24 protein-coding genes are annotated in these 22,730 nt (G+C 63.0%); 14 read left to right on the forward strand and 10 right to left on the reverse strand.

Features of this window, described 5'->3' with window-relative positions; all coding sequences use genetic code 11:
• Positions 1-57: 57 nt before the first annotated feature.
• Positions 58-852 (reverse strand): response regulator, encoded by a 795-nt coding sequence (locus tag LB555_RS26075; RefSeq protein WP_015315397.1) that lies wholly within the window; start codon positions 850-852, stop codon positions 58-60.
• Positions 853-1,069: 217 nt separating this feature from the next.
• Between LB555_RS26075 and LB555_RS26080 the strand changes: the two genes are divergently transcribed.
• Both LB555_RS26080 and LB555_RS26085 read left to right on the forward strand, forming a co-directional pair.
• Entirely contained in the window at positions 1,070-1,273 is a 204-nt protein-coding gene (locus tag LB555_RS26080; protein ID WP_140616734.1) for a NepR family anti-sigma factor, read from the forward strand.
• Positions 1,274-1,277: 4 nt separating this feature from the next.
• Entirely contained in the window at positions 1,278-1,829 is a 552-nt protein-coding gene (locus LB555_RS26085) for an RNA polymerase sigma factor (protein WP_010911883.1), read from the forward strand.
• Positions 1,830-1,874: 45 nt separating this feature from the next.
• On the opposite strand, the gene LB555_RS26090 is transcribed toward LB555_RS26085, so the two are convergent.
• The gene (locus LB555_RS26090; RefSeq protein WP_015315399.1) at positions 1,875-2,324 is read right to left on the reverse strand and encodes a response regulator; all 450 of its coding nucleotides are present in this window, start codon (positions 2,322-2,324) and stop codon (positions 1,875-1,877) included.
• A 71-nt stretch (positions 2,325-2,395) separates the two neighbouring features.
• On the opposite strand from LB555_RS26090, the gene LB555_RS26095 reads away from it, so the two are divergent.
• The 3 genes from LB555_RS26095 to LB555_RS26105 all read left to right on the forward strand — a co-directional run bounded on the left by LB555_RS26095 (position 2,396) and on the right by LB555_RS26105 (position 4,091).
• Entirely contained in the window at positions 2,396-3,157 is a 762-nt protein-coding gene (locus LB555_RS26095; protein WP_224643045.1) for a Crp/Fnr family transcriptional regulator, read from the forward strand.
• Positions 3,158-3,277: 120 nt separating this feature from the next.
• Complete coding sequence (locus LB555_RS26100) at positions 3,278-3,604, forward strand: YqjD family protein (RefSeq protein WP_015315401.1); 327 nt, start codon at positions 3,278-3,280, stop codon at positions 3,602-3,604.
• 10 nt (positions 3,605-3,614) lie between these two features.
• Complete coding sequence (locus LB555_RS26105; protein WP_015315402.1) at positions 3,615-4,091, forward strand: hypothetical protein; 477 nt, start codon at positions 3,615-3,617, stop codon at positions 4,089-4,091.
• 23 nt (positions 4,092-4,114) lie between these two features.
• On the opposite strand, the gene LB555_RS26110 is transcribed toward LB555_RS26105, so the two are convergent.
• Positions 4,115-5,647, reverse strand: coding sequence for a sensor histidine kinase (locus tag LB555_RS26110; RefSeq protein ID WP_224684103.1), 1,533 nt, complete (start codon positions 5,645-5,647; stop codon positions 4,115-4,117).
• A gap of 142 nt (positions 5,648-5,789) precedes the next feature.
• Between LB555_RS26110 and LB555_RS26115 the strand changes: the two genes are divergently transcribed.
• The gene (locus LB555_RS26115; RefSeq protein ID WP_015315404.1) at positions 5,790-5,990 is read left to right on the forward strand and encodes a hypothetical protein; all 201 of its coding nucleotides are present in this window, start codon (positions 5,790-5,792) and stop codon (positions 5,988-5,990) included.
• A gap of 29 nt (positions 5,991-6,019) precedes the next feature.
• Here the strand turns inward: LB555_RS26115 and LB555_RS26120 are convergent, their stop codons facing one another.
• Entirely contained in the window at positions 6,020-6,940 is a 921-nt protein-coding gene (locus tag LB555_RS26120) for a diacylglycerol/lipid kinase family protein (protein WP_224684104.1), read from the reverse strand.
• A gap of 288 nt (positions 6,941-7,228) precedes the next feature.
• Between LB555_RS26120 and LB555_RS26125 the strand changes: the two genes are divergently transcribed.
• Positions 7,229-8,533 carry a PRC-barrel domain-containing protein gene (locus tag LB555_RS26125; RefSeq protein ID WP_224684105.1) on the forward strand — a complete coding sequence of 435 codons (1,305 nt, stop codon included), beginning with the start codon at positions 7,229-7,231 and terminating at the stop codon, positions 8,531-8,533.
• A 60-nt stretch (positions 8,534-8,593) separates the two neighbouring features.
• Here the strand turns inward: LB555_RS26125 and LB555_RS26130 are convergent, their stop codons facing one another.
• Positions 8,594-10,153, reverse strand: coding sequence for an alkaline phosphatase family protein (locus LB555_RS26130; RefSeq protein ID WP_224684106.1), 1,560 nt, complete (start codon positions 10,151-10,153; stop codon positions 8,594-8,596).
• A 225-nt stretch (positions 10,154-10,378) separates the two neighbouring features.
• Here LB555_RS26130 and LB555_RS26135 point away from each other — a divergent pair, with 225 nt between their 5' ends.
• The 4 genes from LB555_RS26135 to LB555_RS26150 all read left to right on the forward strand — a co-directional run bounded on the left by LB555_RS26135 (position 10,379) and on the right by LB555_RS26150 (position 13,443).
• The gene (locus tag LB555_RS26135) at positions 10,379-11,311 is read left to right on the forward strand and encodes a VOC family protein (RefSeq protein ID WP_224684107.1); all 933 of its coding nucleotides are present in this window, start codon (positions 10,379-10,381) and stop codon (positions 11,309-11,311) included.
• Between the two features lie 4 nt (positions 11,312-11,315).
• A complete protein-coding gene (locus LB555_RS26140) occupies positions 11,316-11,936 on the forward strand; it encodes an alpha/beta hydrolase (RefSeq protein ID WP_224684108.1) in 621 nt (206 codons plus the stop codon).
• Positions 11,937-11,938: 2 nt separating this feature from the next.
• The gene (locus LB555_RS26145) at positions 11,939-12,238 is read left to right on the forward strand and encodes a GNAT family N-acetyltransferase (protein WP_015315410.1); all 300 of its coding nucleotides are present in this window, start codon (positions 11,939-11,941) and stop codon (positions 12,236-12,238) included.
• A 146-nt stretch (positions 12,239-12,384) separates the two neighbouring features.
• On the forward strand, positions 12,385-13,443 hold the full coding sequence (locus LB555_RS26150) for a dipeptidase (protein WP_140616741.1): 1,059 nt from the start codon (positions 12,385-12,387) through the stop codon (positions 13,441-13,443).
• Positions 13,444-13,449: 6 nt separating this feature from the next.
• On the opposite strand, the gene LB555_RS26155 is transcribed toward LB555_RS26150, so the two are convergent.
• From LB555_RS26155 to LB555_RS26170, 4 genes are read right to left on the reverse strand one after another with little or no spacing between them, the layout of a single operon-like run.
• Positions 13,450-13,710: a hypothetical protein gene (locus LB555_RS26155; protein WP_015315412.1), complete on the reverse strand. Its 261-nt coding sequence runs from the start codon at positions 13,708-13,710 to the stop codon at positions 13,450-13,452.
• Between the two features lie 2 nt (positions 13,711-13,712).
• Positions 13,713-14,945, reverse strand: coding sequence for an aminomethyltransferase family protein (locus tag LB555_RS26160; RefSeq protein WP_140720380.1), 1,233 nt, complete (start codon positions 14,943-14,945; stop codon positions 13,713-13,715).
• A 43-nt stretch (positions 14,946-14,988) separates the two neighbouring features.
• Entirely contained in the window at positions 14,989-16,554 is a 1,566-nt protein-coding gene (locus LB555_RS26165; protein WP_224684109.1) for a phytoene desaturase family protein, read from the reverse strand.
• Positions 16,541-18,160, reverse strand: coding sequence for a phytoene desaturase family protein (locus LB555_RS26170; RefSeq protein ID WP_224684110.1), 1,620 nt, complete (start codon positions 18,158-18,160; stop codon positions 16,541-16,543). Before LB555_RS26170 ends, LB555_RS26165 begins: the two co-directional genes overlap by 14 nt.
• Positions 18,161-18,504: 344 nt before the next feature.
• Between LB555_RS26170 and betI the strand changes: the two genes are divergently transcribed.
• Genes betI through LB555_RS26185 form a run of 3 tightly spaced genes read left to right on the forward strand, consistent with a single transcriptional unit; the run spans position 18,505 to position 21,650 of the window.
• Positions 18,505-19,218, forward strand: coding sequence for a transcriptional regulator BetI (betI, locus tag LB555_RS26175; protein ID WP_411909909.1), 714 nt, complete (start codon positions 18,505-18,507; stop codon positions 19,216-19,218).
• Positions 19,219-19,260: 42 nt separating this feature from the next.
• Positions 19,261-20,343 carry an ABC transporter substrate-binding protein gene (locus tag LB555_RS26180; protein ID WP_224684111.1) on the forward strand — a complete coding sequence of 361 codons (1,083 nt, stop codon included), beginning with the start codon at positions 19,261-19,263 and terminating at the stop codon, positions 20,341-20,343.
• Positions 20,340-21,650: a flavin monoamine oxidase family protein gene (locus LB555_RS26185; RefSeq protein ID WP_224684112.1), complete on the forward strand. Its 1,311-nt coding sequence runs from the start codon at positions 20,340-20,342 to the stop codon at positions 21,648-21,650. The genes LB555_RS26180 and LB555_RS26185 overlap by 4 nt, the downstream gene beginning before the upstream one ends.
• On the opposite strand, the gene LB555_RS26190 is transcribed toward LB555_RS26185, so the two are convergent.
• Positions 21,614-22,687, reverse strand: a complete 1,074-nt coding sequence (locus LB555_RS26190) for an ABC transporter ATP-binding protein (RefSeq protein ID WP_224684113.1) — start codon at positions 22,685-22,687, stop codon at positions 21,614-21,616. The two genes, LB555_RS26185 and LB555_RS26190, sit on opposite strands and share 37 nt — an antisense overlap.
• Between the last annotated feature and the right edge of the window lie 43 nt (positions 22,688-22,730).

Genomic DNA, 22,730 nt, shown 5'->3' on the forward strand with positions numbered 1-22,730 from the left:
CGAATGCATCGCACCCAGTGGCCTTTATGTCCTTGTCCGGCTCGCGGAGGCCGCGATTTATGCAGCGGCCTTGGCCTGCCGGTCGAAGAAGAGCGCCTGGCTGATCAGCGCCTTCACCATGTCGGGATTGAACGGCTTGGTCACGAGGAAAGCAGGCTCCGGACGCTCTCCGGTCAGCAGACGCTCGGGAAAAGCGGTGATGAAGATTACCGGCACCGATGTCGACGAGAGGATTTCGTTCACCGCCTCGATGCCCGAGCTGCCGTCGGCGAGCTGGATGTCGGCGAGCACCATCTTCGGTCGGGTCTTGCCGAACATCGTCACCGCTTCGGCATGGGTGCGCGCCGTGCCCACCACCCGATGGCCGAGGCTCTCGACCATCTCCTCTATATCCATGGCAATGAGCGGCTCATCCTCGATGATCAGCACGTCGGTCGCCACCTGACGGGAAATCTCGTTGCTTGCCTGGGCAAGCAGCTCGGAGAACTGCTGGTCGCCGACATCGAGGATCTCGGCCGCCTCGTCCTCGCTGAAACCTTCGACGGCAACCAGCAGGAAGGCCTGGCGGGGAAGCGGCGCGATCGCATTGAGATTGGCGGCCGCGCGCTGTTCCCAGCCCGCCTGTGTCTGCTCTTGCGGAACGCGGATGGCAACCGATGTGAAGAGCTTGGCGAAAACCTTGTATAGTGCGATCCGGTCACTCGACGCCTCGGGGAAGATGTCGACATCGGCAATGATCGCCTCAAGCATCGCGGCGACCAGCGCGTCGCCGCTCTCCTGCGATCCCGAGACGGCACGCGAAAAGCGCCGCAGGAACGGCAGATGCGGAGCGATGGTGGCGGACAAGCTCATAATAGACGTCTCCCTCAGATGACGCGTTGAACGGATTCCAGGCTATGCCGATTGCAAGCCCCGTGGGAAACAACGCCGCTTTTCTGAAAAAGTTCCGCCGATATGGAACGAATCACCGGCAATGGCGTTTTAGTGCCGGGATGGGCAACCAGACGAGGGTGCCGCTTGCCTTGTGTTGTGTTGTGAGCGGCTTGAGTTCTGGGAAATAAAGGGCGAAATGAAGGACATGACCAAAGATATTCTGGCTGGCGTCACGGGCAGGCGCCGGAACGGCGACGGCGATCCGTTAGGGCCGAATTCCGAAATCGGACGCAAACTCAAACAATATTACGACGAGCTGGTCTCCGACAATGTGCCGGATCGCTTCGCCCAGTTGCTCAGCCAACTGGAACAGGCCGAACCCGCACAGAAGAAGGACTAGGGACATGGCAGCGGTCTCCCAAGGCTTCAAGACCGATCTGCTTGGGGCGATCCCGAGCTTGCGGGCCTTTGCCGTGTCGCTGACGCAGAATGCCGACAAGGCCGATGACCTCGTTCAGGAAACGTTGGTCAAGGCCTGGGACAAGCATGAAAGCTTCCAGCCCGGCACCAACCTCAAGGCATGGCTTTTCACGATACTGCGCAATGAATTCTATTCGCAAATGCGCAAGCGCGGTCGCGAGGTGCAGGACAGCGACGGCATCATGACGGCCCGGCTTGCAGTGCACCCGGCCCAGCACGGCCAGCTCGACCTCAAGGATTTTCGCGGGGCACTCGAGCAATTGCCGGAGGACCAGCGCGAAGCCATCATCCTGATCGGCGCATCGGGTTTTTCTTACGAGGAGGCCGCCGAAATCTGCGGGTGCGCGGTCGGAACGATCAAAAGCCGCGTCAGCAGGGCCCGCACGCGCCTGCAGGAAATCCTGAAAATCTCAGGTGAGGACGAGTATGGCCCCGACGCGATCTCGGCTCAGGTCACGGGAACGGCCGCGCATTGAAATGCGGGGCCGCATAACGGCGATTCGGGCGTTGTCGCGTCAGTCTCAGCCAGGGGAGCCGCGACCATAGGCCAGCGCCACGGCCTCGACGAGGTCTTCGCCCGAATAGGGCTTGGTGACCAGCCTTACCCCCGGGAAAGACGCCTTGATCTCATCCGCATCCGAATAACCGGACGCAAACACGAACGGGACGCCGGTCTCACGAAGGCCCGCGGCAAATTCGAGCGTCGAGGCGCCACCCAGCATCAGGTCGACAATGGCCGCGTCGAAATCCTTCGCGACCTTCCGGCCATCGACCTCGGCCAAATCGCGGGCAACCACCACCTCGCCTGCACCGTGGTCACGGCAGAGTTGCTCGACATCCATGGCGATGAGGAATTCATCCTCCAGGACAAGAATGCGCAATCCATCAAGTAATTGGGGCACAGGCAATTGCTCCTTGAAACGCCGGGAGTCATGATCGTAATTTGGTGTGTTGTCATTTAAAAAAGACATCCGCCGACAGGCCGATCTCGGCAACGCGCAAAAACAGACCTGCTCACGGCAGGCATTCGCAAGGGGTCGAAATGCCGAGCCAGACCGGGCGCTCTTCCTCAAGCCGTCAATACCCCTGCGAGCAATGCCCGTTGCGGGCCCTGCCGGTGTTCCGGGAGTTCGAGAAGCCGGAGCTTGCCTTCATCAGCAAGTTCAAGAAGGGAGAACTCGCGGTCGACAAGGGTGCCACGGTCCTCGTGGAAGGAAGCCACAGCGCGCATCTCTACACGGTGCTGTCCGGCTGGGCGTTCCGCTACAAGCTGCTGCAGGACGGCCGCCGGCAGATCCTCAATTACCTCATGCCCGGCGATCTCATCGGTCTGCAAGGCAGCGTCATGGGGGAAATGCAGCATTCCGTCGAGGCGCTGTCGCCAATGCTGCTTTGCGTGTTCGAACGCGACAATCTGCTCGAGATCTACCGCAACCATCCGGGCCTCGCCTACGACATCACCTGGATCGCTTCGCGTGAAGAGCGGATGCTGGACGAGAACCTGCTCAGTGTCGGCCGCCGCAGCGCAATAGAACGCGCCGCCTATCTTGTCGCCTTCATCGCCAGCCGCGCCAAGGTCGTGGGCCTGAACGGCACGCAGTCCATCCAGATACCGATCACGCAGCAGCACATCGCCGATACGCTTGGCTTGTCGTTGGTTCACACCAACAAGACGATCCGCAAGCTGATGGACCGTCAGCTGATCGTCTGGCGCGACGGCGGTTGCGGTGTCGTCGACATTGAAGGTCTGAAACAGCTCGCCGGCTGGGAGGGGCTGTCCGAGGGCCGCCGGCCGCTGATCTGACCGACACCTTGCCGGGGCGGATCGGGTGCGCGTGACCGGGTTTTCGGGTAGTTTGTCCCGACATCGGAACCTTGAGACGCAAGGCGCGTTTGAAATCGAGCAATCACAAGGAGTTAAGCAATGGCCACCGTCGCAGGGAAGACAGCCAACGAAGCGCGGACGAATCCGGATCTGGAAGCCGACATCAGGCAGCTGAAGGCCGATATCGACAAGCTCACCAAGCAATTGGCCAAGACCGGTGAACACGGCTACGGCACTGCGCGGCGCGCGGCAGCCGAAGGCGTCGAACAGTTGCGCGCCCAAGGGGAGGCCGCCTTCGACAGCTTGCGCGGTAATGCCAGGGATATCGAGGCGCAGATGGTGGCAAGCGTACGCGAAAAGCCGGTGACGTCGCTGGCTATCGCCGCGGGCGTCGGCTTCCTGTTCGCGCTGCTCACGCGTCGCTAGTTCCGCCGAGATGGGACTGCTGGCATCGTTGCTCTCGGGTTTCGCCTCGGGCGAAACCGTGGCCGCCATACGTCGAGCACGGACGGCGGCCATCGTCTATATGCTTGCCGCGCTGGCGGTGTTTTGCGGTATCGGCTTCCTGGTCGGCGCGGCCTATATCTGGGCATCGGCCCGCTATGGATCGCTGGCGGCGGCGATTGGTTTCGGTGTCGGCTTTCTGGTCATCGCAGGCCTTGTTCTTTTGACCCATCGGCTGATGTCGGGCACGCGGATGCGCCGCGAGGCTAGGCGGCGCAAGACCGACATGAAAGCGATCGGCATTACGGCCGCGCTCGCTGTGCTTCCGGCATTGCTCAAAGGTGGGCTCAAGGGAAAAGGTGGGCTCGGGGTTATTCTTGGTCCGGCCGTGGCACTCGCGGCCTATGCCATCTACCGCGAGAATGTGAAGTCCGACACCGACCACCACCCGGATGCCGGCGAGGGGTAGTCGCGCCGGCGGCCATGCTCACGTCATCTCGACAGATCTTCCAGCGGCATCGATATTTCGGCGAAGACCCCATCGCGCCGGAATTCATGGGTTACTTCGCTCGAAATGACCTTGGCCAGGCTGCGCCGGATGAGGATCGAGCCGAAGCCTTGCCGCTCGGGCCGCGCGACTTCAGGACCGCCGCTTTCGCGCCAGGTGAACACCAGGCGCCTGTCACCATTCTTGCCTTGGGCTTTCCAGTCGAGATCAACCTTGCCTGACGCAACCGACAGTGACCCATACTGCAGCGCGTTGCTGGCCAGTTCGTGCAAGATCAGCCCGAGGCCGACGGCCTGATCGGGCGACAGCAGCAGATCGGCGCCCGAGATTGCCAGCCGCGGCTGGGCGGCGTTGTCGAAAGGCCTGATCTCGATCTGGACGAGTTCGCGGATGCCGATACCGCGCCACTCGCGGTCGGACAGCAGGCCATGGGCGATACCCAGGGCTTGAAGCCGCGCGCTGAAGGCTTTGAGGAATTCGCTCGGCTGGCGGGCATGGCGCACGGTCTGCGTCGCTAGCGCCTGGACCGTCGCCAGCGTGTTCTTGACCCGGTGGTTGAGTTCACGCAGCAGGAGCCGTTGCCGTTCGTCACCGAGCTTGCGTTCCGAAATGTCGTAGTTGACGCCGAAAATCAGCGTCGGCTTGCCTTCGCCATCGCGCTCGATGACACGGCCGCGCGTGGCCACCCATCGCGGTGGATGGAAGCCATTCACCCGGTATTCGCCAAAATAGTCGTCACTGCCGGTCAAGGCATCACGAAAGCTGGTTTCGGTCTGGTGGACGTCGCGTGGATCGATGGCTGTCAGAACATCGCGGGCCCGCAACCGTGTCGAGCGCGGCAGGTTGAACAATTCCGGCAATCGGACGTCGCAGTCGATGACGTCGGTGCGGACGTCCCAGGCCCAACTTGCCAGCGAAGCAGCATCGAGGGCGACGGCGCGCCGCTTTTCCTCGCGCGCGAGCGCGGCTTCGGCGACAGCGCCGGTGCGGGTCGCGTGCTTCAGGGTGAACAGGCTGCCGGCGAGGCCGGCGAGCGTTTTCAACTGGTCCAGCTTGGACCGGGACGGGTGGGCACACGGCTTGCGGTGCATGACGCACAGGGTTCCGATCCGCGCTCCCGCGACAATGATCGGGACGCCGGCATAGAAGCGCACATGATGCTTGCCGGTCACCAGCGGATTGGCGTGGAAACGCTGGTCGGCCGCTGCGTCCGTCACCACCATCGGCTCATCGCCAGCGGCGATGGCGTGCGCACAGAAGGAAATGGCTGTCGTAATCTGTGTTTCTTCCATGCCAGAACAGGATTTGAACCATTGCCGATCGAGGTCGACAAGTGTGACCAGGGCGATTGGCGCGCGCATCACGGCGGCGGCAAAGCCGCCGATGCGGTCGAAATCCGGGTCGGCCGCCGTATCCAGCATCTCAAGCCAGTGCAGCACGGCCAGCCGGTGCTCGTCGTGCACAGCGCGCGCAACCTCGGCCGGCAGACCGGCTGCTGTTTCCACCCTGCTATTCAAACCAAGTTCCCGTGACTTGTCTTGATGTCCTTGCCGTCGCCCCGGGACAGCCCTGCAGCCGGAACCATCCTTGCGAGGGACCGTTACCCGAGCGTGATTTGCCGATCGCGTCAGCCGACGCGAAACCAGACGAGGACCCGCCATGGCCAGGAACATTCCCGAAAACAAAGCGCGTCAGGGGCGGTGGGGCTGGCATGGGTTCCGAATCCTGATCGCCGGACTGCTCCTGGTGCTCGTCGCCTGGGGCGTCGCCGAGATCTACGGCGTGTTGATCAAGGCGCCGAACAGCGACGAGCAACATGTCCCCACGCCGCCGAGCACCGGTCCGGCGCCATCCGGCTGAAGTCAGCACCCTGATGGCTTCACACAGCATCAGGCGGCCTTCACCTGGGCGACGCTGGCCGGCACCAGCACATTGAGCGCTCCAGGTTTGATTTCGATCGTCGTCTCACGATCGAGCCTGACCAGTTCGCCGTCCATGACGGCGCGGAATTTCCTGCCGCCGGAATGAATTTTGAGGGTCACCCTGTCGGCCTGGTGGATTTCGACATGTTCGTTGTCACGCCACTTGCCGAGCGCCACGTTAAACAAAAACTTGGCCAGTTCGGCGCGCTGCTGCGCTACCGTGACGTAAATGCCGAGCACGCCACCGGCCGGATTGTCGGCATAGGGCAGGTGACCTTCGCCGAAGAGATTGTTGGTCACGCCGAGGCCGGATATGCGGGCAGTCATCTCCGCTTCACCGATGCCGAGCGTGACCTTCATTGCCGGCGGGTTCTTGATCGTTGCCCAGGCTGCCTTGGCTGAAGCGCCGATCTTGCCCAGGCGTGAGCCGAATTCCATGCCCTGGCGCAGTTGCACCATCTTGGCATGCATGCCGATCGAGAACTGATGAACGAAAGGCTGGCCATTGGCCGTTGCCATGTCGACCGCGATGATTTCGCCGTCGGCAAAGGATTTCAGCGCCGCATCGAGCGACTGCGGAATACCAAGGCCGCGCGCGAACAGGTTCATGGTGCCGGCCGGCAATATGGCGAGCGCCTTTTTCCTGCCCATCAGCCTGGCGGCCGCGGCCGAGATGGTGCCGTCACCGCCTCCGGCGAGCACGACGTCGACGGTGTGGCGCGACGCAGCGCTGTCGAGAGTGTCCACGACGTCCTTGCCGGCAACGATGTCGATGCTGAGAGAGTGGCCCGCCGATTCCAGCGTCTGACGCATCCGGTCCGAAAAGGCGGCAAGATCGGTGGTGCGCAAGGTGCCGCCGTCCCGGTTCAGCACCGCCGCGAATTTCATGCCCCGCTCCGCTGATCACCTCAAACCCGACCGGGGTATCCCAGCCAGCGGCTGAAACGCGTCAAACCAGGAATAGTTCCGGCAGGGCGGAAACTCCGGCCAGACCCAGGTTTTCGGCAATGGGCAGTCAGATCCGCTTCTTGGGTTTTGGCTTCGGCCATCGCGGTTTTTGTCGGAACAACGGCATGGTCACGACGTTGTGAACCTGCAGAGATGTCGCGTCCGATCCCCAGCGAGGGGTTCAACCGGGCGCGGCATGTACGAAATCAGGCACGAGGAGAGACCATCATGATCCGCACCCTTTTAGCGACGACCGCCCTTGCGACAATGGTTGCAACCGGCGCCTTCGCGCAGAGCGCCGCAACCCCAGCCCCCGCGAACCAGCCCGCCGCCCAGGAGCCGGCCGCGACGGCGCCGGTACCGCGCGCTGAAGGCAGCATCGTCACCAACATCATCGGCGAAACCGTCTACAATGGCACTGGCGACAATGCCGAGAATATCGGCAAGGTCACTGACGTGGTCTTCGACAAGGACGGCATGGCGAAATCCGTCGTCATCGGCGTCGGCGGTTTCCTTGGCGTGGGAACCAAGAATGTCGCCTTCGACTACGACAAGCTGCAATGGGCCGAGAAGAACGGCGATCGCTGGCTGGTGGCGCAGACCACCAAGGACGAACTGAAGGCGCATCCGGAGTTCGACAGCAAGGCTTACGCGCCGGCCCCGGCCGCAGCGACGACCGCACAGGCGCCGGCCACATCGACCGATACCGCGCAGCAGTCCACGAACGCCGAGCCGGTCAAACCGGCTGATGGCAACCTCGCCACAAACATCATCGGTGAAAATGTCTACAACGGCACCGGCGATGACGCCCAGAAGATCGGCGATGTGAACGACATCGTGCTGACCAAGGAAGGCAAGGCGCAGTCGCTGATTATCGGCGTCGGCGGGTTCCTGGGCATGGGCGAAAAGAACGTGGCTTATGATTTCGCCAAGGCGCAGTGGGCACAGAAGAACGGCGACCGCTGGCTGGTGGCGCAGACCACCAAGGAAGAGCTGCAGGCGCAGCCGGATTTCAACCGCAAGGCCTATGATCCGGCGCCGGCAACGACGGCATCCAATGAACCGGCGCCAACCGCGCCCGCAGCGGCGCCGTCCGCCGCGACAGCTCCCGCCGCCGCTCCGGCGGACAAGACCGCGGCGGCGCCGGCTGACGCCACGGCTCCTGACCAGACACAGACCGCGGCCATCGACAAGTCCAAGCTTACCGAGATGCCGGTTGGAGAGATCAGGGGCGACGACCTGAAGGGCACGACGGTCTATGGCGCCAACGACGCCAAGGTCGGTGAGATCGGCGATGTGGTGCTGACCCCCGACAAGAAACCCGACGCCGTGATCGTCGATGTCGGCGGCTTCCTCGGCATTGGCGAGAAGGAGGTCGCGGTCGGCATGGATAATTTGAAGTTCATGACCGACAAGAACGGTAAGAAGTATCTTTATACGACCTTCACCAAGGAGCAGCTCGAGAAGCAAGCGGCTTACGACAAGGACTCCTACGCCCAGAAGCGCGACGAGCAGCGTCTGATCGTCCGGTAGAATACTTCGACAGACAAGGATACTTCGATAGGGAAGGATACAGGGCGGTAGGGTAATACCCTACCGCCCTGCTTGCGACGTGGAATATCCAGCCACTCCGTTTTCCGTCAGTTCCAAGAGGGCAAGCGACTGGTCGAGATGTTCGGCCCGCCAGGCGAGCAGCCTTTCGGCGAATTCCAGCCGGGTGGAACGATGTGCTGGGCTGCCGGCGAGGTTCTTCAATTCGCCAGGGTCGTCCTCCACATCGAAAAGCAGCGGCGGCAGGCCGCCGCCAAAATGCACGTATTTGAATTTCTTCGTGCGGATGACAGCGAGGTTGCACTGGCGCGAGGTGATGCCGAAGTGCCGTTCGGCTTCACCGCCGGCGATCGAGCGAAAGTCGAACTCCCAGTGCGCGGCGTCGCGCCAAATGGCGGGCGTTCCACCGCTCAGGAAGGGTTTCAGCGAGCATCCGTCAAGGTGCGGTTCGGGAGCCACGCCGAGCAGGTCGATGAGCGTAGGCAAAATATCCACCGCTTCGGTGAAGCGATCGACAGCGCTGCCGGCAGCCTTGCGGTGGCGTGGATCGCGGATGATCAGCGGGATATGGTAGCTGCCGTCGAAATAGCCGCCCTTACCCAGCATGAAGTGGTCGCCCATCATTTCGGCATGGTCGGAGGTGAGCACGATGATGGTGTTGTCCCACGCGGCTTCGGTCTTCAGCGCTTGCCACAGGCGGCCGAGCTGCGCGTCCACTTCCGAGATCATGCCGTAATAGATCGCCCTGATGCGGCGGAAATCATCCTCGCTCCAGTCGTGCACTTTGCCCGCGGCGCCGGGGCGGAACTTCGCTCGTTTTTGGCGATCGAGATCATAGGCGACGTAGGGGTGGCCCTGAGATTCGGCGCGCCAACTTTCCGCGCGGTGAAAAGCGGGGCCGTCCGCGGGATCGTATTGAGTGTTGTACGGTTCCGGTACGATGAAGGGCGGATGCGGGCTGATAAAGGAAAGATGCGCAAACCACGGCGTGGCCTCGTCCTGCTCGCCCAGCCAGCGGATGAACTCGCCGGCAAGGAAGGCCGTCGGCGTCTGGTCCCTGGAGTAGACGGGTGGCGCTTCGGTCACCGCACCGTCGACCTCGCCCACCGGACGATGAATGTCAGGACTTCCAGCGCCGGCATCGATGCCTTGCTGCCTCAGCCAGGACAGCCACTGCTTCTGATGTTCGGGCAGCAATTGGCGCGCCGTGAAGCCGGGCAGAACACCCTCATAGCTGTGCAACCGCGGATCGGCCGGTGCAAGCTGGCGCGGATCGAGCGACACATCGGTATAGCCGAACAAGGTCGGATCGTAACCGACGCTGCGCGCGGCGAGCGCAATATTGCCATGGCGGGCGTCGAGCGGCGTGCCGTTGCGGCAGACACGATTGTTCATCTGATAGAGGCCGGTGTAGAGGCAGGCACGGGCCGGTGAGCAAGGCGCCGCGCCGCCGTAATGGCGCTTGAACAGCACGCCGTCGGCGGCCAGCGCATCGGCATTCGGCGTCTTCACCTGGGGATGGCCGACAGCCGACAGGCAATCGCCGCGCCACTGGTCGCAAGTGATGAGAAGGACATTTGGCCGCCTGCCTTTTCCAGTCACTTGCGCTTACCCCTCTCCAGCACGTCGAATGCGCACATGGAACCGATTCCATCCACCGCGCAAGACCAGGGCTGTTTGCTAAACGGTGAACAAGGATCTTGGGATTGTTCACTTTTAAGGCACAGTCCATCCTGTGTTTGCAGCCTTTGCCTACTCGCTCGTATCCTCATATTGGCCAGGAGAGCGGCGAGGGCCGCACAAACACCAAGGGAAGGAGCAGAGACCATGCTCGACCAGATCAAGGGCCTGCATCACGTCACCTCGATGGCCAGGGATGCACGGCAGAACAATGATTTCTTCACCCACAAGCTCGGCCTGCGCCGGGTCAAGAAGACCGTCAATTTCGACGCGCCCGACGTCTACCATCTCTATTATGGCGACGAGGCCGGCACACCCGGTTCGGTGATGACCTATTTCCCGTTTCCCAACATCGGCAAGGGCCGTCCTGGCGTCGGCGAAGTCGGCACCACGGTCTATTCCGTGCCGGAAGGAACGCTCGCCTCTTGGGAAAAACGCTTCACCGACGAAGGCGTAACCAATGTCGCCCGCGAGGAAAGCTTTGGCGAGAAGCGGCTTGCATTTGCCGGCCCGGACGGCGATGGCTTTGCACTGGTCGAGGACAAGACCGACGGCAGAGCGCCCTGGGTGAAGGGCGGTATTGCCGCGGACGAGGCGATCCGCGGCTTTCACTCGGTTTCGCTGAGACTGAAGGATGGCGGCGCCACCGAGGAGCTGTTGAAGTTCATGGGTTACGAGGAGGTCGACAAGTCAGGCAATGTCAGGCGGCTCGCCGTCAAGAACGGCAATGGCGCCGATTTTGTCGATATCGAAACGCTGCCGACCGCACCCTTCGCCGATCTCGGCGCCGGCTCCGTTCATCATGTCGCCTTCGCCGTCGAGAATCGCGCCAAGCAGCTCGAAGTGCGCAAGGCGCTGATGGACACGGGTTATGGCGTGACGCCGGTGATCGACCGCGATTATTTCTGGGCGATCTATTTCCGCACGCCGGGCGGCGTGCTGTTCGAAGTCGCCACCAATGAGCCGGGTTTCGACAAGGACGAGGACACCGCCCATCTCGGCGAGGCGCTGAAGCTGCCGACGCAGCATCAGCATCTGCGGCAATATCTCGAACAGCATCTGCAGAAGCTGGAGGGCTGAGACGATGAGCAAGGACGCTTACGCCCACAAGGTGCTGCCTGGTTCGCCGGGTGGTCCGCTGCTTTTCGTTTTCCATGGCACAGGCGGCGACGAGAGCCAGCTTGTCTCGCTGGGGCGCGATCTCGCGCACCAGGCCACCATCGTCTCGCCGCGCGGCGATGTGTCGGAGCAAGGTGCCGCGCGCTTCTTCCGCCGCACCGGCGAGGGCGTCTATGACATGGACGACCTGGCGCGGGCCACGGCCAAGATGGCGGGCTTCGTCCAGGCCCATGTCGAGGCGGCGAAGCCATCGGCCGTGCTCGGCCTCGGCTATTCCAATGGCGCCAACGTCCTGGCTTCGCTGGTGTTCGAAACCCCTGACCTGTTCGACGCCACGGTGCTGATGCATCCGCTGATCCCGTTCGAGCCGCAGGTGAAGGGCAGCCTTGCCGGTCGTCACATCCTGGTGACCGCCGGCAGGCGCGATCCGGTCTGCCCGCCGAACCTGACGGCGCGGCTCGAAGCCTATTTGCGCGCCGACGGAGCCGATGTCACAGTGGAGTGGCACGAAGGCGGGCACGAGGTGCGGCCAAACGAAATCGAAGCGGCGCGGCGGCTTTTCGCCCCCATCGCCCAAGGAGTGTAGAGATGCCCGATCAATTGCCAGAGATCGAACTTGAAGATCGCGGCTCCAAGGGTCGCTACGTGCTGCGCGGCGCCGGCGGCGCCGAGGCGGAGATGACCTTCACCAAAATCGGCGAGCACCAGCTGATCATCGACCACACCGAAGTGCCGGACGCCTTTCGCGGTCAGGGCGCCGGGCTTCGGCTCGTCACCCGTGCCGTCGAGGACGCGCGGGCGGCAGGCAAGAAGATCATTCCGCTCTGCCCGTTCGCCAACGCCCAGTTCCGCCGTCACCCGGAATGGGCGGATGTGCTGAAGCAGTAGCCCCGCAAACACAAAGCGGATGTGCAGGAACAGAGCTAAACGGGCGGCCATAGCCGTCCCGTTGGCTTTGTAATTTGCCCCGGCGGCACATCTTGCCTAGATATGATACATCGCCCCGCCGACAAACAGACCGAATGATCCCCCATATGACCGAAACAGACCTCGTCCCCGTCTTTGACGGCCACAACGACACGCTGCTGCGTTTGCACCAGGCGAAAGACGCGGACGTCGAGAAGCTGTTCATCGAAGGGAAATCGGGCGGCCATATCGACTTGCCGCGCGCCAGGGCCGGCGGATTCGCCGGCGGCATGTTCGCCATCTTCCCGCCGCCGGTCGAGAAAGCGCGGCGCAGCGCCGTGCCTTCGGCGCCGAGCGACAGCGAACCGCTGCCGCCCGAGGTGCCGCGCGCCGATGCGCTCAACTCGACGATCGCGATGGCGTCCATCCTCTTCCGGCTGGAGCGCGCCGGTGCATTGGCGATCTGCCGCAGCGCCGGCGATGTGCGCAATGCCATGGCGCAAGGCACGATCGCCGCGGTGTTCCATATCGAAGGCGTCGAGGCGATCGATCCCGAACTCACCATGCTCGACGTGCTGCATGCCGCGGGCCTGCGCTCGCTCGGCATCGTCTGGAGCCGGCCCAATGCGTTCGGTCACGGCGTGCCGTTTCGCTTTCCGTCCTCGCCGGACACCGGTCCGGGCCTGACCGATGCCGGCAAGGCGCTGGTCAAGGCCTGCAATGAACTGAGGATCATGATCGATCTCTCGCATCTCAACGAGAAGGGTTTTCGCGACGTCGCGGCGCTTAGCGATGCGCCGCTGGTCGCCACCCATTCCAACGTGCATGCGATCTGCGGCCATTCGCGCAACCTCACCGACTGGCAGCTCGGCGCGATCCGCGACTCCGGCGGCATGGTCGGGTTGAACTTCGCCACCGGCTTCCTGCGCGAGGACGGCCGCATGAATGCCGACACCAGCCTCGACATCATGGTGCGCCATATCGATTCCCTGCTGCAGGCTTTGGGCGAGGATGGCGTCGGTCTCGGTTCGGATTTCGACGGCGCCATGATCCCGGCGGTCATCGGCGACGTTGCCGGCCTGCCGAAACTCATCGATGCACTGGCGGCGCGCGGTTTTGGCCGCGCGCTGATCGAAAAGATTGCCTACCGCAACTGGCTAAGCATGCTGGAAAGAACGATAGGTTAGGACGCCTTATTCGAAGCCCATGCGCTTCAGCCAGTCCTTGCCAACGCCGCGATCGCGAATGATCGGCAGCGGGTTTTCCGCATCGAGCCGAGCGCAAATGCGATAGACCTCCAGCGTCTCGGCGCTCATCTCGCCACGCTTATAGAAGAACATGGCGGCGGCATAGCGCGTGCGGCCAGACCATTTCTCGCCGAGCGGCGTGTTGACCAGCTCCCACTGTTCGGCGGCTTCACCTTCTTCCTGTTGCTTGCCCGCTTCCTCGGTCATGGTCAGAAATCCGCCGGCGGATTGGCGGTACGGCGGTCGAGCTTGATGAAGGGTCGCGCCACCACCTTGGCCCGTTTCATCAGCTTCTGGTACTGCAGCTCGCGCATGGCGTAGATCTCGACCCAGAGGTCTTCCACGACAGTATCGCCATAGGGCCGCGCCAGCGAGGCGATGGCGATGTTGCGCTTGGCCATCGGCGACCACATGGCGGCGCTGACCAGGCCGACCTCCTGGCTCTTCCTGTGATAGACGATCGCGTGTTCGGCTGGGACGTTGCCTTCGATCTCCAGTCCGACGAGGACATGCCGAAGCTTGCGTTTGGCGCGGGCCTCGAGGATGGCGCGGCGGCCATTGAAATGGCCCTTGTCCAGATCGACCATGAAGCCGAGCCCGATCTCGTCGGGCATGCGCAAACGGTCGGCGCGGATGGCATGTTCGGCGGTGGTGAAATCGGCGTTGGCGACTATCAGCCCAGCCTCGATACGGGCACGGTTGAGGGCGGTGTAGCCGATTGCCCTGATGCCGCGCAGTTCCCCAGCTGTCATCAGCCGATCCCACAGGCTCAGCGCCTTTTCGGCCGGAACGAACAGTTCGTAACCGAGATCGCCGGTAAAGCCGGTGCGTGAAATTATGGCCGTGCCGCCGTCGTGCGGGAATTCGGCAAGGTCGAATATTTTCAGCCTCTCGACACCGGCAAAACCGGCGTCGCGCAGCACAGCGAAGGATGTGGGCCCCTGCAAGGCGAGCCCGGCGACGGCCTCGGTCTCTTCCTCGACGATGACGTCGAAACCAAGGGCGCTGTCCAGCAGCCACGGCAGATGCCGCTCCTGCGAACACAGCCGGAAGCGGGTCGGCGAAAGTCGGAACAGCGTCCCGTCGTCCAGCACAAAACCCTCGTCGTCACACCAAGCGGTGTAATGAACGCGGCCGGTCCTGAGCTTGGTGACATCGCGCAAGGTGACGCGGTCGAGGAAGGCCTGGGCATCCGGTCCTTCGATCCGGTATTTGGTCATCGGCGAGATGTCGAAGAGTGCTGCCTGACTGCGGATGGCGAAATATTCGAGCTCCTCGTCCCAAAGCGAATGCGGCGCGCGGTAGCCGGCCCAATTGTACCAGTCCTGGGTCTTGGCCAGCGCGTCGAGGCGCGGCTGGAACGGCGTGCCGAGGCGCAGCGTGCGGAAGTGGGATTGGGCTGCGATGCGGGCTGTCAACGGAATGGAGGCTTGATGGGTCATGATGGCGCCATGGAGTGCAGCGTCGGCCAGTTGAGACATCAAGTCACCCCTTCATCGCAATGACGCGCCGCGCGGCATTCAATCCTGGCGCACCGGAAACTCCACCACCAGGATGCGAACCCGCGCCGGCCAGGAACAGCCCGTCGAGCGGCGTGTCGTAGCCCGACCAGCCGGACACGGGACGCGAGATCAGCATCTGATCGGCCTGCAACTCACCGTGATGCCAGTGGCCACCCGGCATGCGGTAGCGCTTCTCGATGTCCGCAGGGGTGAGCAGTTCGGCATGAATCACCGTCTTGCCGATGCCAGGCGCATAGGCTTCCAACTGGGCCATGATTGCCTCGAGGAATTTCGGCTTGCCGGCATCCCAGCTCTCTTTCAACCGATAGGGCGCGTATTGCACCACGGCGGACAGCACGCAGGCGCCGTCGGGCGCGAGCGACGGATCGGCGAGACTGGGCAGCGTGATTTCCATCACCGGCTCGGGCGAGAACTCGCCATATTTGGATGGATTGAAGGCACGTTCGACGTGGTCGGGAGAGGACGCGATCACCAGTCGGCCCTTATGGCCGGCGGCGTCGACACCGGCAAACCGCGGCGGCCGGTCGAGCGCCAGATGGAGCTTGGCGGCATCGCCCCTCATGCGGATGTTTTTCACTTTGCGCACGAAGCCGGTGTCGATCTCGCGCGGTCCGACGAGATCGAGGAAGGTGGTCGTCGGATTGATGGCCGAGACGATCGTTCGGGCGCGAAGCTCCTCGCCATTGTCGAGGGCAACGCCGACGGCGCGGCCTTTCTCGACAATGATCCTGGCGACGGGCATCGATGCGCGGATCATGACGCCAGCCTTTTCGGCAGCCGTGCGAATGGCGGCGACCACCGCGCCCATGCCGCCCTTTGGCAGCCATTGCGCTCCGGCAACACCGCCGCTCTCTCCGCTCAGACGATAATAGAGGCCGAGCAGCGAGGTCGGCGAGCGCGGGCCGAGATGGCTGCCGAGCGTGGCGTCGAAGGCGAGCAGCCCCTTCAGCCTGATATCGGCGAGCTGTTCGTCAAGCAGGTCGGCAACATTCATCAAAAGCACGCGCAGAAAGTCGCGCATGTCTTCCTTGCCAAGTTTCTTCAACGCCACCGCGGTGTGGCCGAGCGAAGCGGCCTCCAGCAGCGACATGCCGCCGAGATCGGGCGGTCGGTGCGACAGGAAGGGTTTCAGGATGCCGGCATAGCGCAGCAATTGTGCGCGCAATTCCTTCCAGGCGGACTGTTCCGACGGACTGGCGCCGGTCAGCATCTCGCCATAAGCGCCATGCAGGACAAGCGGCGGTCCATCTTTCGACAGTGCGACCGACGGCAGGAAGTCGGCGCGAGCGATCTGCAGCCCGTGCTTTTCCAGCTCCAGCGTTTTCACCACATCGGGATGCAGCCGGTTCAACACATGCGCGATGGACGAAGCGCGAAAACCGGGCGCAAATTCCTCGGTCCGCGCGGCGCCGCCGGGTTCGGCTCCTGCTTCCAGCACCAGCACCTTGCGGCCGGCCTTCCCCAGCGTGGCGGCAGCGACAAGCCCGTTGTGGCCGCCGCCGATGACGATGGCATCAGATGACGTCATGGGCCGGGCTCATATGCGAGGTGGATTTTGCGAGATCGCGCAGGATTTCGGCGGCTGCGTTGCGGCCGGGCGCACCCATCACGCCGCCGCCGGGATGGGTCGAGGAGCCGCATATATAGAGGCCGCCGACCGGCGACCGATACTGCGCGTAACCGGGCACCGGGCGGTTGAACAGCAGCTGGTCAAAGGTCAGCTCGCCCTGAAAGATGTTGCCTTCGGTGAGGCCGACCTCGGCCTCGATCTCGCGTGGCGTGCGCACCTCCATATGGACGATGCGGTCGCGGAACCCGGGTGAATAATCCGATATCTGCGCAATCACGCTTTCAGCAAAACCGTCACGATCGGCGTCCGTCCACTCGCGACCAGCGATCTTGGGCGGAGCGTACTGAACGAAGCAGCTCATGAAATGCTTCCCTGGCGGCGCCATGGTCGGGTCGAGCGTCGTCGGGATGACCATGTCGAGGAACGGATCGGCGGACCAGCGGCCGGCCTTCCAGTCGTCATAGGCGCGCTCCATGCGCTCCATCGAATCGGTGAAATGCATGTCGCCGCGATAGACCGGCGAGTCCTTCGGCAGCGCCGGGAATTCCGGCAGCGAATCGAGTGCTATGTTGACCTTTCCGGAGGATCCGCGAATCTTGAAGTTCTTCACCCGGCGAAGGAAGATGTCGGGCAGTTCCTTCTCCTCGACCAGCTTCAGGAAAGTGCGCTTCACGTCGGCATTGGAGACGACCAGCTTGCCGTAAACCTCCTCGCCGCCGGCCAGCACGACGCCCCTGGCTTTGCCACGGCTCACCAGCACATGGTCGACCTCGGCGCCGGTGCGTATGGTTCCACCCGAGGCCTTGAACGAGGCGGCCAGCGCCTTGGTCACGGCGCCCATGCCGCCGCGCGCATAGCCCCAGGCGCCGACCGATCCGTCGACCTCGCCCATATAGTGGTGCAGCAGCACGTAAGCGGTGCCGGGCGACATCGGCCCGAGTGCCGTGCCGATGATGCCAGACAGGGCGAAGTTCGCCTTGATGACGTCGGTCTCAAAATATTCGTCGAGGAACTCAGAGATAGACATGGTCCAGAAGCGCAGCGTCAGTGCCATTTCCTCGGCGGAGAGACCCGCGAATTTCTTGCCGAGATAGAGCAGTTCGCCGAGGTCGCGCGGGCGCAGGCTGGTTGGGTCCGGCGCGGTGCGCATCAACAGCGGCTGGATGAAGCGGCACTGCCGCGTCACGTCGCGGGCGTAGCGGTCATAGGCCTCGGCATCCCTTTTGGAGAAACGAGCGAATTCCCGTCGGTGCGCGTCGTGGTCGCGATAATTGGCGAGATAGTCGCCATCCCGGGTGAACACCGCGCCGCCCTCATAGGAGATGACTTGCAGGCCGAAGCGGGGGAGCTCCAGATCGCGCATGATCTCGGGTCGGAACAGCGAGCAGACGTAGGAGCAGTTGGAGTAGAGGAAGCCCGGCGTCAGCTCGCGGCTGGTGGCCGCACCCCCGACCCAGTCGTTCTTTTCCACAACCAGCACGTCGAGACCCGCGCGCTGTAGGTAACAGGCGTTGACCAGGCCATTGTGTCCGCCGCCGATGATGATCGCATCCCAAGCTTTCATTGTGGCCCAGTGCTCATCTGCGTCCCGCTCTTCATTTTCTGCGTGATCTGTCCCCTAATGCGTGGAATTTGGCACGGCACCAGCCATTGTGTCCAGCCATTCTGAATGAATGTTCAACAAATGATGTTGCGTTTTTCCGGACATGAGTTACGCTTTGCCGACGTTCGAACCCAGTAATCCGTCCATCGGGAACCGAGGCTGATGATTTGAATGGCAGACGCCACCCCGGAATATGACGAGGCCGCCATCATGAGCTGGGAGGCCATGCAGAAGGTGCTTGACAGTGCGAGCACCGTCCCACTCATCTTCGCGGGTGGAAGCCGGATGCAAAGGGATAGCCGGCGATGCTGGAGACCATCACACGCATGAAAACGGCAGACGCCAGGGACGCGCTTCTTGAACCGGCGCGGAAAGCCGAATCCGAGAAGCGCGGGCGCAAGGCCTCGAAGGAGGTCAGGCAGCTTCAGCTCATCGAGGCGACGATCGATTCGCTCGCCAAGCGCGGCTATTCGGAAACGACGATGGCCGATGTCGCCGACGGCGCCGGCCTGTCGCGCGGCATCGTCAATTTCCATTTCGAGAGCAAGGAAAAGCTGCTCGTCGCGACGCTGCAATATATGTACGACGAGTATTCCGCGCACTGGCGCAATGCCTTGCAAAAGGCAGGAGACGACCCCGCGCGGCAACTCCAGGTCCTCGTCGCGGCCGATTTCGACCGCTCCATCTGCAACAAGCGCAAGCTTGCCGCATGGTGCGCCTTCTGGGGAGAGGCCAAGTCGCGGCCGACCTACCAGGCGCTGAGCAGCGCGCGGGATGCCGTTTACCAGAATATATTCATCGACCTGTGCGCGGCTCTGAAACAGAGCGGCGACTACGCCTATGAGCCGCAGGTCATGGCGCTGGCGCTCAGCGCCATGCTGGAAGGCTTGTGGCTGCGGTTGATGATGGGAACCGAGGACACCACGCGGGAGACCTCCTTGCAGGCGGCCAATGAATTCCTGTCGGCGGCTTTTCCGAAACACTACCCGCTGAAGGCCGCCAGCCCAACGAGATCATAAGAAGAGACGAAACCATAAGAAACCGCAGAGGATGGAACAGCAATGAAGACACTGACAAGGCGCCTGACGCTGACGCTCGCGCTGGCGGGAACACTGGCGGCTTCGGCCGCGGCGCTGGCGATCGCGGCCGACAAGGATCTGATCGTGTTCGACTGGTCAGGCTATGAGGATCCGAGCTTCCACCCGAAATATGTCGAGAAGAACGGCGATTCGCCGACCTTCGCCTTCTTCGGCGACGAGGACGAGGCGTTCGAAAAGGTCCGTTCCGGCTTCAAGGCCGACCTTGGCCATCCCTGCTCGCAGAGCGTGACGAAGTGGCGCGAGGCGGGCCTGCTGCAACCGCTCGATACCTCGAAGATCACGGGCTGGAAAGACCTCAATCCCGGCATCATGGCGATGAAAAATCTCGCCACGACCGAGGACGGGAAAGCCTGGTTCATGCCTTGGGACTGGGGCAACACGCAGCTCACCTACAACTCCTCCAAGATCGACGAGAAGGACGTGCAGTCGCTGAAGGCGTTCGCCGATCCGAAGTTCAAGGGCCGCGTTTCGATCGGCGACAATGTCGACGATGCCTATGCGCTGGCGAGCCTCGCCATCGGCCTGAAGGACTGGACCAAGATGACCGACGACCAGTTCAAGCAGGCCTCCGACTTCCTGCGCCAGGTGCACAAGAACGTGCGCTCCTACTGGACCGATACCACCGACGTCGTCCAGCTTCTGAGCGGTGGCGAAGTCGATCTCGCCTGGGGCTGGAACGATGCGACCGTACAGTCGGTCGCTGCCGGCGTGCCGATCAAGTCTAAGAAGGACACGGCGGAAGGCATCTCGACCTGGGTGTGCGGCTACGTGCTGTTCAAGGATGCGCCCGGCAATACCGACAAGGCTTATGACTATCTCAACGCGGTCAACGATCCGGAGACCGCCAAGGTGCTGGTCAAGGACTGGGGCTACGGCCAGGCCAACGCCAAGGGCATGGCCGGCGTCGATCAGGCCATCCTGAAGGAAAAGGGCTATGACGACGTGCAGAAATTCGTCGACAAGACGCTGTTCCAGCAGCCGCTCCCGTCAGATCTCAAGCTCAAGATGATCGCCGAGTTCGAGAAGATCAAGGCTGGCTATTGAACGACAAGACAGAAAGAACCGACGTCGTCATCGTCGGCGCCGGCTTCACCGGGCTGTCGGCGGCGCTCGAGCTGAAGAGGGCCGGCGTCGGCTTCCTGCTGCTCGAGGCACGCGACCGCGTCGGTGGGCGGGTCGAGGCCATGTGGAACGGGCTTGGCGAGCGCATCGACAGCGGCGGCCAGTTCCTGTGCGAGGACATGCCGCAGCTGATGGAACTGGCCCAGGCTCGCGGCAAGACCTTCGTCGAGACTTATATCGAGGGCGATTTCATCACTTGCCCGTCAATGTCGGTCGGCCGGGCCGAACGGACCTATCACGCCTCGATGGCGATCCGCGAACGCATGAACAGCATCGAGCCCAACGATCCCGCCATTGCGGGATTGACCGTTGCCGAGTGGCTGGAGCGGCAGGATGACGTGGGCGAGGTCAAGGCGGCCTTCCGGTCGATGATCGAGGGCCTGTGGTGCCTGGCATTGGAGAGGGTGCCGCTCTGGTATCTGATCGACAATGACCGGCGTATCACCAATGAGGTGCCGGAGCTGCAATATTCCCTACGCGAGACCATGCAGTCGTTGGCCGATGATCTGGCGGAGGACCTCGGCGGCCGGGTGAGGCTCGGTGAACCTGTCACCCGCATCGAATACGGTCCGCCAGGGGTTCGTGTCGTCTCGAGCAATAGCGTGATCGAAGCGCGAGAAGTTCTGGTCGCCGTGCCGCCGGCGACAGCCGCGAAGCTCGATTTTACGCCCGCCTTGCCGGCAGCCCTGGAAGCGGCGCTCGGCGCCTGGGAAAGCGGCGCGGTGATCAAGGTCCTGGTGCGCTATCCCAAGCCGTTCTGGCGCGAGCGGGATTTGAGCGGGATGGTGATGTGGCGCGATCTGCCGGGGCTGTTTGCCTGCGACGCCAGCAGGGATCCCGATCATGCGGCGCTTGTCGTCTTCGTTGGCGGACCGCTGGCGCTGCGCTGGCACGAACTCGGCGAGTCGGATCTGCGGACGCAGGTGACGACGGAGCTTGTGGAGGCGCTCGGTCCGGAGGCGGCGGATGTTCTCGATTTCAACCGCCGTGACTGGACGCATGATCGCTGGAGCGGCGGTGCCTATAGCGACCTGATCGTCGATGTGTCGGCGAGGGGTGCCGAGGCCACCATTCTTGCCGGCGCACCGCCGGTGCATTTCGCGTCGTCGGAATTGGCGCCGTCATTCCCGGGCTATGTCGAGGGCGCGATCGTGGCCGGGCGTATCGCGGCGCGCAGGATCATCGCCGGAGTTCAGTCGGCCATCGCGACCAACGCTTCCGGATCATAGGCGAGGCGGATCGAGGTGCCGACTGGAATGTCATCGGCGCCGAAATCGTTGGTCTCGGTCACCGAGAGCGGCTTCTCCAGGCCAGGGATTTCGACGATCAGATGGGTGATCTCGCCGAAATAGTGGCGTTCCACCACCTTGCCGGCGACCTCGAACTTGGCTGTCGCATTGTCCCATAGCACGCGCAGGCGCTCCGGTCGGATGCCGAGCGTCGCGCCGCCGCCATTGCGCACGAAAGCCTTCGGCTTGTCGGTCTTGATACGGCCGAAACCCAGCGTATCGACGATCAGCGAGGTGCCGTTCTCCTCGACGATCTCGGCCTTGACGAAATTCATGCCGCCAAGGAAGTCGGCGACCTGGCGGTTGACCGGGTGCTGGTAGATTTCCTTCGGGGAGGCGACCTGCGCGATCTTGCCGCCGAACATCACGGCGATGCGATCGGACATTGCGAGCGCTTCATACTGATCGTGGGTGACCAGGACGAAGGTAATGCCGACGGCCTGCTGCAGGCGGCGCAGTTCGACCTGCATCTGCTCGCGCAGCTTCTTGTCGAGCGCCGACAGCGGCTCGTCGAGCAACAGCACCTTAGGTCGCATCACCAGGGCGCGGGCGAGCGCGACGCGCTGCCGCTGGCCGCCGGAAAGCTCCGTGGCAAGCCGCTTGCCGAGGCCGGTGAGCGAGACCTGCGCCAGCGCCTCCTCGACCCGGCGCTTCTCTTCGCCAGCCTGCAGCTTCAATCGTTTCAGCCCATAGGCGACGTTCTGCTCGACATTGAGGTGCGGGAAGATCGCGTAGCTCTGGAACACCATGTTTGTCGGCCGGCGATTGGCCGGTATGCCTTCCATGGGCTGGCCGCCAACCGCGATCGAACCGCTGGTCGGATTGTCGAAGCCGGCGATCATGCGCAAGAGCGTGGTCTTGCCGCAGCCCGACGGCCCGAGCAGCGAGAAGAACTCGCCTTCCCTGATGGTCAGGGAGGCGTCGTCCAGCGCCTTGAACGCCCCATAGCTGCGGGTGACATTGCGGATCTCGATCATCGCTCTTTCGGATTGGATCCCGTCCGCGTGAGGACGCTCGATC

Source organism: Mesorhizobium sp. BR-1-1-10, assembly GCF_020165595.1.
In the GTDB taxonomy this organism is placed as follows: Bacteria; Pseudomonadota; Alphaproteobacteria; order Rhizobiales; family Rhizobiaceae; genus Mesorhizobium; species Mesorhizobium australicum.